This is a genomic window from Pseudomonas sp. LBUM1647, from assembly GCF_059716175.1.
The window spans coordinates 6284890-6298974 of record NZ_CP166809.1 but is presented as its reverse complement, the minus strand read 5'-3'; the positions used below and the strand labels follow the sequence as shown (position 1 = coordinate 6298974).

The following is a 14085-nucleotide window of genomic DNA, read 5'->3' as shown; positions in this document are numbered from 1 at the left end:
ATCGATTTGAAACAAAAAAGCCCTGATCTTTCGATCAGGGCTTTTTTTGTCCGGCGTCAGCGCTTAGTTACAGGCCATTGGCAGCCTTGAACTCGCGGCGACGACGGTGCAGAACCGGCTCGGTGTAGCCGTTCGGCTGCTTCGTGCCTTCGACCACCAGTTCGACGGCCGCCTGGAAGGCGATGTTGCTGTCGAAGTCGGGTGCCAGCGGACGATACAGCGGGTCATTGGCGTTCTGACGGTCAACCACTGGCGCCATGCGCTTGAGGCTTTCCATGACCTGATCTTCGGTGACGATGCCGTGACGCAGCCAGTTGGCGATGTGCTGGCTGGAAATGCGCAGCGTCGCACGGTCTTCCATCAGGCCGACGTCATTGATGTCCGGCACTTTCGAACAGCCCACGCCTTGGTCGATCCAGCGCACCACATAACCGAGAATGCCCTGGGCGTTGTTGTCCAGTTCATTCTTGATCTGTTCTGCGGTCCAGTCTGGATTGACGGCCAACGGGATGGTCAGGATGTCATCCACCGAAGCCCGTGCACGTTTGGCCAGTTCGGCCTGACGGGCGAACACATCGACCTTGTGGTAGTGCAGCGCATGCAGCGCAGCAGCGGTCGGCGATGGAACCCAGGCAGTGTTGGCACCGGCCAGCGGGTGAGCGATTTTCTGTTCGAGCATCGCAGCCATCAGGTCCGGCATGGCCCACATGCCTTTACCGATCTGCGCGCGACCTTGCAGGCCGGTGCTCAAACCGATATCGACGTTCCAGTTCTCATAGGCGCCGATCCACTTCTCAGCCTTCATGTCCGCCTTGCGCACCATCGGGCCGGCTTCCATGGAGGTGTGGATTTCATCGCCGGTACGGTCGAGGAAACCGGTGTTGATGAACACTACACGCTCGCTGGCAGCCTTGATGCAGGCCTTGAGGTTGACCGTGGTACGGCGTTCCTCGTCCATGATCCCGACTTTCAGCGTGTTGCGCGGCAGACCGAGTACTTCTTCGATGCGACCGAACAGCTCGTTGGTGAACGCCGCTTCTTCCGGGCCGTGCATCTTCGGTTTCACGATGTAGACCGAGCCAGTGCGGCTGTTCTTGCGCGAGTTGTTGCCGTTGAGGCTGTGGATGGCCGCGAGGCTGGTGACCAGACCGTCGAGGATGCCTTCCGGCACTTCGTTGCCTTCCTTATCGAGGATCGCGTCGATGGTCATCAGGTGACCGACGTTGCGCACGAACAACAGCGAGCGACCGTGCAGGCTCAATTCGCTGCCATCGAGGGCGGTGTAGGTGCGGTCGGCGTTCATGGTGCGGGTAAAGGTCTGACCGCCCTTGGAGACTTCTTCCGACAGATCGCCCTTCATCAGGCCGAGCCAGTTGCGGTAGATCACCACTTTGTCATCGGCATCGACGGCGGCGACCGAGTCTTCGCAGTCCATGATGGTGGTCAGCGCGGCTTCCATCAGGATGTCTTTGAGGCCGGCAGCGTCGGTCTGGCCGACCGGGGTGCTGGCGTCGACCTGGATTTCGAAGTGCAGGCCGTTGTTTTTCAGCAGGATCGCGGTCGGTGCCGCTGCATCGCCGTGGAAACCAATCAGCTGTGCATCGTTGCGCAGGCCGGTATTGCTGCCGCCTTTAAGGGCGACCACCAGTTTGCCGTCAACGATCTTGTAGCCGGTGGAATCGACGTGAGTGCCGGCAGCCAATGGCGCCGCTTCGTCGAGGAAGGCACGGGCGAAGGCGATGACCTTGTCGCCGCGAACCTTGTTGTAGCCTTTGCCTTTTTCCGCGCCGTCAGCTTCGCTGATGGCATCGGTGCCGTAGAGCGCGTCATACAGCGAACCCCAGCGGGCGTTCGAGGCATTGAGCGCGAAACGGGCGTTCATCACCGGAACCACAAGCTGTGGACCGGCCATGCGGGCGATTTCGTCATCGACGTTTTGCGTCGTTGCCTGGAAATCAGCCGCTTCTGGCAGCAGATAACCGATGTCTTGCAAGAAGGCTTTATAAGCCACGGCATCGTGCGCCTGACCGGCACGGGATTGGTGCCAGCCGTCGATACGAGCCTGGAAATCATCGCGTTTGGCGAGTAGGGCTTTGTTCTTCGGCGCCAGGTCATGAATGACCTTGTCGGCACCGGCCCAGAACTTATCGGCGGTGAGGCCGGTACCGGGAATGGCTTCGTTGTTCACGAAGTCGAACAGGACTTTGGCGACCTGCAGGCCACCGACTTGAACGTGTTCAGTCATTGCTTGCCTCACTCTGCTCAGCTATTTCGCTTTTCAGCTCTTCAATTTAACAATGAAGCCTCTGGCTATTTAAACCACAAACCCCTTCCACCAGTACATGCCATTTCGGCGGCTGGGATGGAACCGATCAACGGCTTTGAGGCCTTGCTGATAGGGCTTTCAGGGCAGCGACTGTGCCTTTGGCAGACATCGATCCAACGTTATGTAGTGCGCGCTGCGGCATACTACATGATGAATTGCGCTTGTGAAAATTAGACTAATTACGTCGTTCTGCGACCCCATGACGCATTGCGGTCACGTCGGGGCACGGGATGTTCTCAAAAAACTATTGGATTGTTCCAGTTAAATATAAAAACTTGTACACGATTTGTTTTCGGCAGATTCATTGGTGGCGGTCCAATCGCGAGCAAGCTCGCTCCCACAAAGGCCTGCACGATCCTTGTGGGAGCGAGCTTGCTCGCGATGGCGTCAGACGCATCAGCGAAGGCCCGGCCCTTGCCTATACTTGGTCTTCTATAACAAAAGTCATGACAAGAGGGCTGCGCCATGGACCACCTCGTACTCACTGTTTTCGCTCCGGACAAGCCTGGGCAGGTCGAGCGCATTGCCCAATGCATCGCCGAGCACGGCGGCAACTGGCTGGAGAGCCGCATGTCACGCATGGCCGGGCAGTTCGCCGGGATTCTTCGTGTGGGCGTGCCGGCCGAGGCCTACGATGAATTGGTGGATGCCCTACAGGCGTTGTCCGCCCATGGCATTCGCGTGCTGATTGCCGAAAGCGGTATCGAGCAATCCTGTACCTGGAAACCGATTGCCATGGAATTGGTGGGCAATGACCGCCCGGGGATCGTACGCGACATCACGCGTCTGCTGAGTGAACAGGGGGTGAACCTGGAGCGTCTGGTGACCGAAGTACGTCCGGCACCGATGAGCAGCGAGCCTTTGTTTCACGCTGAAGCGATTCTGGCCGTGCCGCTGACGTTGTCCCTGGATGTGCTGCAGTCGCGCCTGGAAACCCTGGCTGATGATTTGATGGTCGAATTGGTGCTGCGCAGTGAACCCTGAACAGGTTATCCAAGTTATACGTGCACCTGCCTGTGGATAACCTGTAGAGACACCCCGCCAGGCCACGTCGGCCGGGCTTCTTCAGGATTTGATCAAAAAACCAGCAGTTTCAGGGACTTGCGCACAAACGCCGGGGATCACGTTGTGGATAACCTTGGGAAGGATCGATGCAGGCCACGGGAGACGTGGCCTGTAGAGGTTTGTGCGTTTTTTGATCACCTGCGGCGACGCAGACTTATCCACGCATCGATGCTGTAAACCGCCAGGCCCGCCCAGATAAAGATGAACGCTACCAGTGTGCTCGACGACAAATGTTCGCCAAACAGCAGAACGGCCTGCAACAGCACCAGCGTCGGCGCCAGGTATTGGAGGAATCCCAACGTCGTGTAGGGCAAATGCCGTGCAGCGGCGTTGAAACACACCAGCGGCACCAGCGTCACCGGACCGGCGGCTACCAGCCACCAGGCTTCGGACGTGGTCCAGAATTCGGGCTGAGCGCTGGTGGCCGTCTGATTGAATAGCAGCCAGGCAATCGCAATTGGCACCAGCATCCAGGTTTCTACTACCAGCCCCGGCAACGCCTTGACCGGTGCCTGCTTGCGGATCAATCCGTAGAAACCGAACGTCAGCGCCAGCACCAACGACACCCACGGCAGACTGCCGACTTGCCACACCTGCTGCGCGACGCCGACCGCCGCCAGGCCAACCGCCAGCCATTGCATGCGCCGCAGTCGTTCGCCAAGGATCAGCATGCCCAACAGCACGTTCACCAGCGGGTTGATGTAGTAACCGAGACTGGCTTCGAGCATGCGCCCGTTGTTTACCGACCAAACGTAGGTCAGCCAGTTGGCCGCGATCAACGTGCCACTCAGGGCCAGAATCGCCAGGCGCTTCGGGTTGTCACGCAACTCGCGCCACCAGCCCGGATGTTTCCACACCATCAGCAGCAAGGCGCCGAACAGCGCGGACCAGAGCACTCGGTGGATGATGATCTCCACGGCGGGCACGTTGGCGATGGCTTTGAAGTAGAGCGGGAAAAGTCCCCAGATGATGTAGGCACTCAGGCCCAGGATGTACCCGCGGCGCGGGTTGGCGGCTTGCATGCAGAATCCTTGCTTAGGCAGCTAACAAAGAGGGGATTGTAGGGCGGTTGTATAGATGTGTCGCTTCTGAAAGCAAAAGATCGCAGCCTTCGGCAGCTCCTACAGAGTGATTGCGTACACCGTGTAGGAGCTGCCGAAGGCTGCGATCTTTTGATCTTGAAATTAAAAAAGTTTCAATGGCTCTTCGTTGAGTGCAGCCAACTGTTCACGCAACGCCAACACCTGATCCCCCCAATACCTCTCCGTACCGAACCACGGAAAACTGTGCGGGAACGCCGGGTCGTCCCAGCGGCGGGCGAGCCAGGCGCTGTAATGCATCAGGCGCAAGGCGCGCAGCGGTTCGATCAACGCCAGTTCTCGCGGATCGAAGTCGTGGAACTCGCTGTAGCCGTCCATCAATTCCGACAACTGACCCAGACATTCCTGACGATCACCCGCCAGCATCATCCAGATGTCCTGCACCGCCGGGCCCATGCGGCAGTCGTCGAGGTCGACGATGTGGAACATCTCGTCGCGACACATCATGTTGCCGGGGTGGCAGTCGCCATGCATGCGGATGTTCTTGTGCGGCGTGGCCTTGTAGACCTCTTCCACCCGCTTGAGCAGGTCGCGGGCCACGGACTCGTAGGCTGGCAGCAGGCTTTTGGGTACGAAATTGCCTTCGAGCAATGTCGTCAGCGAGTCATGACCGAAGTTCTTCACACCCAGCGCTTCACGGTGTTCGAACGGTTTTGTAGTGCCGACGGCGTGCAGACGACCGAGCAGTTGCCCCAGGCGATACAACTGATCGAGATTGCCGGGCTCCGGCGCACGGCCACCACGGCGGGGGAACAGGGTGAAGCGGAAACCGTTGTGTTCGTGCAGGCTGGCACCGTTGTGAATCATCGGTGCGACCACCGGTACATCGCACTCGGCGAGTTCGAAGGTGAATTGATGCTCTTCGAGAATTGCTTCGTTGGTCCAGCGTTGCGGACGGTAGAACTTGGCGATCAGCGGCTCGGAGTCTTCGATACCGACCTGATAGACACGGTTCTCGTAGCTGTTGAGCGCCAGAATGCGCGCGTCGCTGAGAAAGCCGATGCTTTCGACGGCATCGAGCACGAGGTCTGGGGTGAGGGTTGCAAACGGGTGGGCCATGCTGACTCCTGCGCGCAGCAGGCTGCCGCGTCCGGCCAAGCATGGTAGCGCAGACGGGGTGTCTTTAGGGGTTGGGCTTGAGATGAGTGTTGTTTGAGCTGACGCCTTCGCGGGCAAGCCCGCTCCCACATGGGCCCGTGTTGTGCACACGATTTGTGACACAAAGGAGAACCCTGTGGGAGCGAGCTTGCTCGCGATGGCGGCCAATCAGGCGCCGACGATCCCGCCATCGTTCCGGGAAATCGCCATCACCGAAGACCGCGGCTTGCCATTCGGCAGATGCTCCGGGAACGTCGACCCACCGTTCTCCCCCGGATGCTGAATCCCGACAAACAAGGTCTTCTGATCCGGCGAGAAGCTGATCCCCGTCACCTCGCAGCCCACCGGCCCGACCATGAAGCGGCGAATCTCCCCGGTGACCGGATCAGCACACAGCATCTGATTGTTGCCCATGTCCGCGAAATCACCGGCATTGCTCGAATCGCCATCGGTGAGAATCCACAACCGCCCAGCCTTGTCGAAACCCAAGCCGTCCGGGCTGTTGAACATGTTCTGCGGCGTGATGTTCGACGAACCGCCCTTAGGCGTACCGGCGTGAACACCCGGGTTGCCCGCGACCACAAACAGGTCCCAGGAAAAGCTTTTGGCCCCGTGATCATCGCGGTCAGTACGCCAGCGCAGAATCTGCCCGTAGACGTTCTTCTCGCGTGGGTTCGGCCCGCCCACTGGTTGCCCGTCCTCGCCACGCTTGGCATTGTTGGTCAGCGTGCAATAGACCTGGCCATCCTTGGGGCTGACGACGATCCATTCCGGGCGGTCCATGCGCGTAGCTTTCACCACGCTGGCCGCGAGACGCGCGTGAATTAGCACTTCGGCCTGATTGGCGAAACCGCTGCTGGCGTCGATGCCGTTTTTACCGTGGGTCAGTTCGATCCATTCGCCCTGGCCTTTTGGGTGATCGGCATTGCCGTCGCCCGCGTCGAAGCGCGCCACGTACAAGGTGCCGTGGTCCAGCAGGTCGCGGTTGGCCTTGGGGTTTTTGTGGTTGATCTTGTCGCGGCTGACGAATTTGTAGATGAACTCGCCGCGCTCATCGTCGCCCATGTACACCACGGCGTGACCGTCACTGGTTTCGGCAAGGGCGGCGTTTTCATGTTTGAACCGCCCCAGTGCGGTGCGTTTGACCGGCGTCGATTGCGGGTCGAACGGGTCGATTTCCACTACCCAGCCGTGACGGTTGAGCTCGTTCGGATTCTTCGCCAGGTCGAAACGCTCGTCGTGTGGGTGCCAGTTGATCTCTTTGCTGGCCGCCACCGCGCCGTAGCGTTTCTGTGCGGCGTCGAATTTTTGCTCGGCATTGCTGCTGCCGAAGCAGTCAGTGAAGTTTTCTTCGCAGGTCAGATACGTGCCCCACGGCGTCTTGCCGTTGGCGCAGTTCTGGAAGGTGCCAAGGACGTTCTTGCCGTGTGGGTCAGCACTGGTTTTCAGCAGCGCGTGGCCGGCGGCCGGACCGCTCAGGCTGATTGGCGCGTTGCCGTGAATGCGCCGGTTGTAGCGCGAGCCCTGGACGAAATGCCACTGACCGTTCTTGCGCTGCACTTCGATCACCGACACGCCTTCACAGGCCAGTGCCTTGCGCACGTCAGCAGCCGATTGCGGCATGCCGCCGTGGGCGTAGAGGTAGCGATAGTTGGTGTATTCGTTGTTGATCGCCATCAGCGCCCGGTTATGGTCACCGGGGAATTCGAACAGGCTCATGCCATCGTTGTTGTCGCCGAACTGGACTTCCTGATGCTCGGCCGAACCGTTGCCACTCGGGTCGAACGCCGGGCCGTTCTTCTGCAGGGGCTGGCCCCAACTGATCAATACCGAAGATTTGTAACCTGGCGGCAGGGTGATGGCGTCGCTGGTGGCGGCGGGGATACTGTCAAAACCCAACAGTTTGCTGGAGCCGGCGCTAACGCTGGCGGCCAGCACGCTGCGGCTCAGCAGGTTGCCGCCCAGGAACATTGCTGCACCGCAAAGGGCGCCGGCACTGATGAAACCTCGACGGCTGAGGCCGACCATTTTCTCGAGGTCGGTGGATTGGTTGTCTTCTAATAGGCTCACATCAGGCTCCCTGCGGGTTTTTGCAGTCACCTTAATGAGCGTTAATGACACTGGTGTTTCAAAGCGGTGTACCGAGTAAAACGTTGGATGGCGCGAACTGCACCCGCACCGGTTTATCGGCGGCCAGACCGAGGGTTCTCAAGTGCAACGGTTCGGCCAGCGCGCAGAGTGTCTGGCCATTGGGCAGGCCGATGCGCACTTCGCTGGGGCCGTCCTCGGCGTCGAGAATCTCTTCGATGACGCCCTTCAGGCAGTTATTGCCGGGTATTGCCACTTGATCGATGCCCAGCAACTCCAGCCAACCGGCCTTGATCAGCGCGACCACTTCGGTGCCGGTTTCCAGTTCCAGACGCGTGGTGCTGTCGTGAGTGATCTGCGCATCGATGCTCAAGCCTTCGGCCAGTTCAAGGCGAATCCGGTCGTTGTGCCCTTGGGTATCTATCGCCACAACCTTGCCATGCAGTTGATTGCGCGCGCTGGTTCTGAGCATCAGTCGGCCGAGCAGGTCCAGGTCGCTGGCATCTTCGGCGGCTTCCAGCACTTGAGCCTGCAAGGCTTGCAGCTTTTGATACAGGCGCAATACGCGCTCGCCTTCGCTGGAGAGTTTGGCGCCACCGCCGCCCTTGCCGCCGACACTGCGCTCCACCAACGGTTTTTGCGCAAGGTTGTTCAGCTCGTCGATGGCGTCCCAGGCCGCTTTGTAACTCAGCCCCGCGCTTTTCGCGGCGCGGGTGATCGAGCCTTGTTCGGCGATGTGTTGCAGCAGCGCGATGCGCTGCGGACGACGGACAATGTGCTGCGACAACAACGTAGGCAAGGACATGGCAAGACGCTTTGGGCTGTGGCGATGGGAAGGACGTTGGCGGCTTGGGGCTTGGGAGTCAAGTCAGGGTGCATCGCCGGGTTTGGGTGTGCGGGCGAGACAATAGACGTCGACACGTGCGGCGCCGGCGTCCATCAGCAGGCGAGCCAGGGCTTGGGCTGTGGCGCCGGTGGTCAGTACGTCATCCACTAGCGCCAGGTGACGACCGTTGATGAACGCATCGGGCGTCAGGGCGAAGGCGTTGCGCAGGTTCTTTTTGCGGGCCTCGGCATTCAGGTCCTGTTGGGCGCTGGTGTCCTGAATCCTCAGCAACAGCGCTTCATCGCACGGAATATCGAGACCTGCGCTGAGCCAGCGGGCGAGCATCGCGGCCTGATTGAAACCTCGTTGGCGCAGTCGTTTGGAGGCCAGCGGAACCGGGATGAGCGCATCGGGTCGATTCAGGTCTTCATCAAAGCGATGTTGCAGGAACTGAGCGAGAAGTTCGGCGAGCAGGCGGCCAAACGGCCACTTCGCAGAGTGTTTGAAGCGCGTGATCAACGTGTCTACCGGAAAGCTGTAAGTCCAGGGCGTAGCGACTCGTTCAAAGGCTGGTGGTTGCTTCAGGCATTGGCCGCAGGTCAGACCAGCGGTGGGCAACGGCAGAGCGCAGGTTTGGCATTGATCGCCAAGCCAGGGCAGCTCTGTTTCACAGGCCATGCAGATAGGTGTGCATTCATCGGCGGGTTCTGAACAGAGCAAACAGAATTGTTTGTTTTTTAACCAGATGTAAACCGGTCCATCGTATCGTGGTTGACAGCGCATGAGTCTTCCTTAAATATGCCGAACATCCGTGTCGCGTCTGTGGGTATTCCATTCCCCAGCCGCTTGCCAAGCATAAAACAAAGGAAACACCCATGAGCGCCAGCACCACTGCAACCCTGCGTCATGACTGGTCTTTGGCCGAAGTCAAAGCACTCTTCGTTCAGCCATTCAATGACCTGTTGTTCCAGGCGCAGACGGTGCACCGTGCGCATTTCGACGCCAATCGGGTCCAGGTATCGACGCTGCTGTCGATCAAAACCGGTGCCTGCCCGGAAGATTGCAAATATTGTCCGCAGTCCGGTCACTACAACACCGGCCTGGAAAAAGAAAAGCTGATGGAAGTGCAGAAGGTCCTCGAAGAGGCTGCTCGCGCCAAGGCCATTGGTTCGACCCGTTTCTGCATGGGCGCGGCGTGGAAACATCCGTCGGCCAAAGACATGCCTTACGTGCTGGAAATGGTCAAAGGCGTGAAAGCCATGGGCCTGGAAACCTGCATGACCCTCGGTCGCCTTGATCAGGACCAGACCGTCGCTCTGGCTGACGCCGGCCTCGACTACTACAACCACAACCTTGATACCTCGCCTGAGTTCTACGGCAGCATCATCACCACCCGCACTTACAGCGAGCGCCTGCAAACGCTGGCCTACGTGCGTGAGTCCGGGATGAAGATCTGCTCCGGCGGCATTCTCGGCATGGGCGAGTCGCTTGATGATCGCGCCAATCTGCTGATCCAGCTGGCCAACCTGCCGGAACACCCAGAGTCGGTGCCAATCAACATGTTGGTGAAAGTCGCCGGTACACCGCTGGAAAATGCTGACGATATCGATCCGTTCGACTTCATTCGCATGCTCGCTGTCGCACGCATCCTGATGCCGCAATCCCACGTGCGCCTGTCCGCCGGCCGCGAAGCGATGAACGAGCAGATGCAGGCCCTGGCGTTCTTCGCCGGCGCCAACTCGATTTTCTACGGCGACAAACTGCTGACCACTGCCAACCCGCAGGCTGATAAGGACATGCAACTGTTCTCGCGCCTGGGCATCCTGCCGGAAGCGCGCGAAGAGCACGCTGATGAAGTGCATCAGGCCGCGATCGAACAAGCGCTGGTCGAGCAGAAGAGCAGCGAGCAGTTCTATAACGCCGCTGTTTAATTCGCCGCCGATCTTCTGAAGGAATGCAAAACATTGTGGGAGCGAGCTTGCTCGCGATGACGGACTGACATTCAACATTGATGTCGACTGGACCGACGCCATCGTCGGAACGCCGCCCGGAGCAAGCTCGCTCCCACAGGTTCTGCGACATCGCTTTTGAATTCTGATCCACGAGGCCTGCATGTCTTTCGATCTCGCCGCACGCCTTGCTACCCGTCGTGCCGAAAATCTCTACCGCCAACGCCCATTGCTCGAAAGCCCTCAAGGCCCGGAAGTCGTGGTCGATGGTCAGCCGTTGCTGGCGTTCTGTAACAACGACTACCTGGGCCTGGCCAATCACCCGCAAGTGATTGAAGCGTGGCGCGCCGGTGCGTCCCGTTGGGGCGTCGGCGGCGGGGCGTCGCATTTGGTCATTGGCCACAGCAGTCCGCATCATGCGCTGGAAGAGGCCTTGGCCGATTTTACCGGTCGCCCGCGCGCGCTGTTGTTTACCACCGGTTACATGGCCAACCTCGGCGCGGTCACCGCGCTGATCGGGCAGGGCGATACGGTGCTGGAAGACCGGCTCAATCACGCGTCCCTGCTGGATGCGGGTCTGTTGTCCGGAGCGCGCTTCAATCGCTATCTGCACAACGACGCGACGAGTCTTGCCAAGCGTCTTGAGAAGGCGACCGGCAATACCCTGGTGGTCACCGACGGCGTGTTCAGCATGGACGGCGACATCGCCGACCTGCCGGCGCTGGCTCGGGAAGCCAAGGCCAAAGGCGCCTGGTTGATGGTCGATGACGCTCACGGGTTTGGTCCGCTGGGCGCCAATGGTGGTGGGATCGTCGAGCATTTCAGCCTGAGTCAGGAAGACGTGCCGGTATTGGTCGGCACCCTCGGCAAGGCGTTCGGTACCGCCGGGGCTTTTGTGGCGGGCAGCGAAGAGCTGATCGAGAGCCTGATTCAGTTCGCCCGTCCCTACATTTACACCACCAGCCAGCCGCCGGCGCTGGCCTGCGCGACGCTGAAAAGCCTTGAGCTGCTGCGCAGCGAACACTGGCGACGTGAGCATCTGAAAACGCTGATCCACCAGTTCCGCCACGGTGCCGAACAAATTGGCCTGGAGTTGATGGACAGCTTCACGCCGATCCAGCCGATCATGATCGGCGATGCCGGGCGTGCGGTTCGACTGTCGCAGATGCTGCGTGAACGCGGTCTGATGGTGACGGCAATCCGTCCACCGACCGTGCCCGCCGGCAGTGCCCGACTGCGCGTAACCCTGACTGCCGCTCACAGCGAGGCGCAGGTACAGCTATTGTTAAATGGACTGGCCGATTGTTTTCAACAACTGGGACCGGAGCCAAGCCATGCGTGATCGTCTGATTCTGCTGCCCGGCTGGGGCCTCGGAATTTCTCCGCTGGAGCCCTTGGCGGCAGCGTTACAAGGACTGGATGAACACTTGCGGGTCGAAATCGAACCGTTGCCGGAACTGGAATCGAGCGATCTTGAGGAGTGGCTCGATGAGCTGGATTCGACGGTGCCTCAGGACGCCTGGCTCGGCGGCTGGTCACTGGGCGGCATGCTCGCTTCAGAGTTGGCGGCCCGGCGCGGCGATCGCTGCTGCGGCTTGCTGACCCTGGCGAGCAATCCTTCTTTTGTCGCCCATGAGCAATGGCCAAGCGCGATGCCTGCCGAGACCTTCGATGCGTTTCTGGCCGGCTGCAAGGCTGATCCGCGCATGACGTTGAAACGTTTTTCGCTGCTCTGCGCTCAGGGTGCCGAAGACCCGCGCGGGTTGTCTCGGCTGTTGCTCGGTGGGGCGCCACACACTTCGGCAGAGGTGCTGATGAGCGGCCTGGAGTTGCTCGCACAACTGGATACCCGCCAGGCTTTGCAGGCGTTTCGCGGCCCGCAACTGCACTTGTTCGCCGGCCTCGACGGACTGGTTCCAGCCGAAGCGGCGGGGGACCTGCTGACATTGCTGCCGGATGTTGAAATCGGTCTGATCGAGCAGGCCAGTCACGCGTTTCTTCTGGAAGACCCTCACGGTGTGGCGGGGGCGATCCAGGCCTTTTTGCATGAGTCCGGTGATGACTGATTTATCCCTTCCCAACCTGCCCGGCGGTTTGCCCGACAAACGCCAGGTGGCGGCATCTTTTTCCCGTGCGGCGGCCAGCTACGACAGCGTGGCCGAATTTCAGCGCGACGTTGGCAGTGAATTGTCGAGTCGTTTGCCGGAGGACTTCGTGCCGGGTGTCTGGCTGGACCTGGGCTGCGGCACCGGGCATTTCAGCCGTGCATTGGGCGAGCGATTTCCTGCCAGTCACGGGCTGGCACTGGACATCGCCGAAGGCATGCTCAATCACGCCCGGCCGTTGGGTGGTGCAACGCATTTCATCGCAGGCGATGCCGAGCGGTTGCCGTTGCAGGATTCGACCTGCGATCTGATCTTCTCCAGCCTGGCGGTGCAGTGGTGTGCGGACTTCGCTTCGGTGCTCAGTGAAGCCAATCGTGTATTGAAACCTGGCGGAATTTTCGCGTTTGCTAGTCTGTGCGTGGGCACACTGTTCGAGCTGCGTGACAGCTGGCGTCAGGTGGATGGCATGGTGCACGTCAACCGCTTCCGCGAGTTCGGGGTTTATCAACAGCTTTGTGCGGACAGTGGGTTGAGCGTCGCGAGTCTGGAAACCCGACCGCATGTGTTGCATTACCCGGATGTGCGCAGCCTGACCCATGAGCTGAAGGCGCTGGGTGCCCACAACCTGAACCCCGGTCGCCCGGGTGGTTTGACCGGCAGGGCGCGGATCCTCGGTTTGATCGAGGCTTATGAGCGGTTTCGCCAGGCCGAAGGATTGCCGGCGACTTATCAAGTGGTCTACGCCGTTTTGGAGAAACCTTTATGAGCGCAGCCTATTTCATCACTGGCACTGACACCGATGTCGGCAAGACCACCATTGCCGCAGGTTTGCTGCATGCCGCGCGGTCGGCTGGTTTGAGCACGGCGGCGGGCAAGCCGGTCGCCTCCGGTTGCGATGTGACGCCCAAGGGCTTGCGCAACGCTGATGCATTGGCGCTGTTGGCGCAGTGCTCGTTGCCTTTGACTTATGCGCAGGTCAACCCTATGGCGTTCGAGCCGCCGATCGCGCCGCACCTGGCAGCGCGGGAGGCCGGCGTGGCACTGACGGTGCAATCACTGTTGACGCCCATGCAGGAAATTCTCGATATGCAAGCGGACTTCACCTTGATCGAAGGTGCTGGAGGCTGGCGAGTGCCTTTGGCGGATCAGGACAATCTGTCGGACCTGGCGATGGCGCTGGATCTGCCGGTCATCCTGGTGGTGGGTGTGCGCCTGGGTTGCATCAACCATGCGCTGCTGACGGCCGAGGCGATTGCTCAGGACGGTTTGCAGTTGGCGGGGTGGGTGGCCAATATCATCGATCCGAAGACTTCGCGTCTGGAAGAAAACCTTGCGACACTCGCTGAGCGGATCCCTGCACCGTGCCTGGGACGAGTGCCGAAACTCAAGTTGGTGACGGCTGAAGCGGTGGCGGAGTATCTGCAGCTGGATCTATTGGACTGAGTTTTCTGGCAGGGGTTTTAACTATGACAAGGCACTGTGCCATTAGTGTTTTTGTCGGGCCTTTTGACGGTGGGTCTGCTTCAAT

At 60.0% G+C, this 14085-nt stretch carries 12 protein-coding genes; 6 read left to right on the top strand and 6 right to left on the bottom strand.

What is annotated here, in order from left to right:
• Positions 1-67 precede the first annotated feature (67 nt).
• Positions 68-2245, bottom strand: a complete 2178-nt coding sequence (locus tag ACA059_RS29150) for a malate synthase G (RefSeq protein ID WP_497631873.1) — start codon at positions 2243-2245, stop codon at positions 68-70.
• A 546-nt stretch (positions 2246-2791) separates the two neighbouring features.
• On the opposite strand from ACA059_RS29150, the gene ACA059_RS29145 reads away from it, so the two are divergent.
• Entirely contained in the window at positions 2792-3310 is a 519-nt protein-coding gene (locus ACA059_RS29145; protein WP_007947710.1) for a glycine cleavage system transcriptional repressor, read from the top strand.
• Between the two features lie 215 nt (positions 3311-3525).
• Here the strand turns inward: ACA059_RS29145 and rarD are convergent, their stop codons facing one another.
• The 5 genes from rarD to ACA059_RS29120 all read right to left on the bottom strand — a co-directional run bounded on the left by rarD (position 3526) and on the right by ACA059_RS29120 (position 9286).
• On the bottom strand, positions 3526-4413 hold the full coding sequence (gene rarD / locus ACA059_RS29140; protein WP_497631872.1) for an EamA family transporter RarD: 888 nt from the start codon (positions 4411-4413) through the stop codon (positions 3526-3528).
• A 162-nt stretch (positions 4414-4575) separates the two neighbouring features.
• Positions 4576-5550, bottom strand: a complete 975-nt coding sequence (locus ACA059_RS29135; RefSeq protein ID WP_046045338.1) for a serine/threonine protein kinase — start codon at positions 5548-5550, stop codon at positions 4576-4578.
• A 207-nt stretch (positions 5551-5757) separates the two neighbouring features.
• A complete protein-coding gene (locus ACA059_RS29130; protein WP_497631871.1) occupies positions 5758-7659 on the bottom strand; it encodes a PhoX family protein in 1902 nt (633 codons plus the stop codon).
• A 58-nt stretch (positions 7660-7717) separates the two neighbouring features.
• Positions 7718-8482, bottom strand: a complete 765-nt coding sequence (locus tag ACA059_RS29125; protein ID WP_497631870.1) for a TOBE domain-containing protein — start codon at positions 8480-8482, stop codon at positions 7718-7720.
• 63 nt (positions 8483-8545) lie between these two features.
• A complete protein-coding gene (locus ACA059_RS29120) occupies positions 8546-9286 on the bottom strand; it encodes a ComF family protein (protein ID WP_497631869.1) in 741 nt (246 codons plus the stop codon).
• Between the two features lie 92 nt (positions 9287-9378).
• On the opposite strand from ACA059_RS29120, the gene bioB reads away from it, so the two are divergent.
• The 5 genes from bioB (at position 9379) to bioD (ending at position 14000) form a co-directional block, all read left to right on the top strand.
• Positions 9379-10434, top strand: a complete 1056-nt coding sequence (bioB, locus tag ACA059_RS29115; RefSeq protein ID WP_059407420.1) for a biotin synthase BioB — start codon at positions 9379-9381, stop codon at positions 10432-10434.
• Positions 10435-10615: 181 nt separating this feature from the next.
• Positions 10616-11794 (top strand): 8-amino-7-oxononanoate synthase, encoded by a 1179-nt coding sequence (gene bioF, locus ACA059_RS29110; protein ID WP_497631868.1) that lies wholly within the window; start codon positions 10616-10618, stop codon positions 11792-11794.
• Positions 11787-12518 (top strand): alpha/beta fold hydrolase, encoded by a 732-nt coding sequence (locus ACA059_RS29105; protein WP_415758858.1) that lies wholly within the window; start codon positions 11787-11789, stop codon positions 12516-12518. Before bioF ends, ACA059_RS29105 begins: the two co-directional genes overlap by 8 nt.
• Entirely contained in the window at positions 12511-13323 is an 813-nt protein-coding gene (gene bioC / locus ACA059_RS29100) for a malonyl-ACP O-methyltransferase BioC (protein ID WP_497631867.1), read from the top strand. Before ACA059_RS29105 ends, bioC begins: the two co-directional genes overlap by 8 nt.
• Complete coding sequence (gene bioD / locus ACA059_RS29095; RefSeq protein ID WP_497631866.1) at positions 13320-14000, top strand: dethiobiotin synthase; 681 nt, start codon at positions 13320-13322, stop codon at positions 13998-14000. Before bioC ends, bioD begins: the two co-directional genes overlap by 4 nt.
• Positions 14001-14085 lie beyond the last annotated feature (85 nt).

Bases quoted from the DNA above. Each gene is read 5' to 3' on its own strand.
- bioD (WP_497631866.1), top strand. From the start codon at position 13,320: ATGAGCGCAGCCTATTTCATCACTGGCACTGACACCGATGTCGGCAAG.
- ACA059_RS29105 (WP_415758858.1), top strand. From the start codon at position 11,787: ATGCGTGATCGTCTGATTCTGCTGCCCGGCTGGGGCCTCGGAATTTCT.
- bioB (WP_059407420.1), top strand. From the start codon at position 9,379: ATGAGCGCCAGCACCACTGCAACCCTGCGTCATGACTGGTCTTTGGCC.
- ACA059_RS29145 (WP_007947710.1), top strand. From the start codon at position 2,792: ATGGACCACCTCGTACTCACTGTTTTCGCTCCGGACAAGCCTGGGCAG.
- rarD (WP_497631872.1), bottom strand. From the start codon at position 4,413: ATGCAAGCCGCCAACCCGCGCCGCGGGTACATCCTGGGCCTGAGTGCC.
- ACA059_RS29120 (WP_497631869.1), bottom strand. From the start codon at position 9,286: ATGCGCTGTCAACCACGATACGATGGACCGGTTTACATCTGGTTAAAA.
- bioC (WP_497631867.1), top strand. From the start codon at position 12,511: ATGACTGATTTATCCCTTCCCAACCTGCCCGGCGGTTTGCCCGACAAA.
- bioF (WP_497631868.1), top strand. From the start codon at position 10,616: ATGTCTTTCGATCTCGCCGCACGCCTTGCTACCCGTCGTGCCGAAAAT.
- ACA059_RS29135 (WP_046045338.1), bottom strand. From the start codon at position 5,550: ATGGCCCACCCGTTTGCAACCCTCACCCCAGACCTCGTGCTCGATGCC.
- ACA059_RS29150 (WP_497631873.1), bottom strand. From the start codon at position 2,245: ATGACTGAACACGTTCAAGTCGGTGGCCTGCAGGTCGCCAAAGTCCTG.
- ACA059_RS29125 (WP_497631870.1), bottom strand. From the start codon at position 8,482: ATGTCCTTGCCTACGTTGTTGTCGCAGCACATTGTCCGTCGTCCGCAG.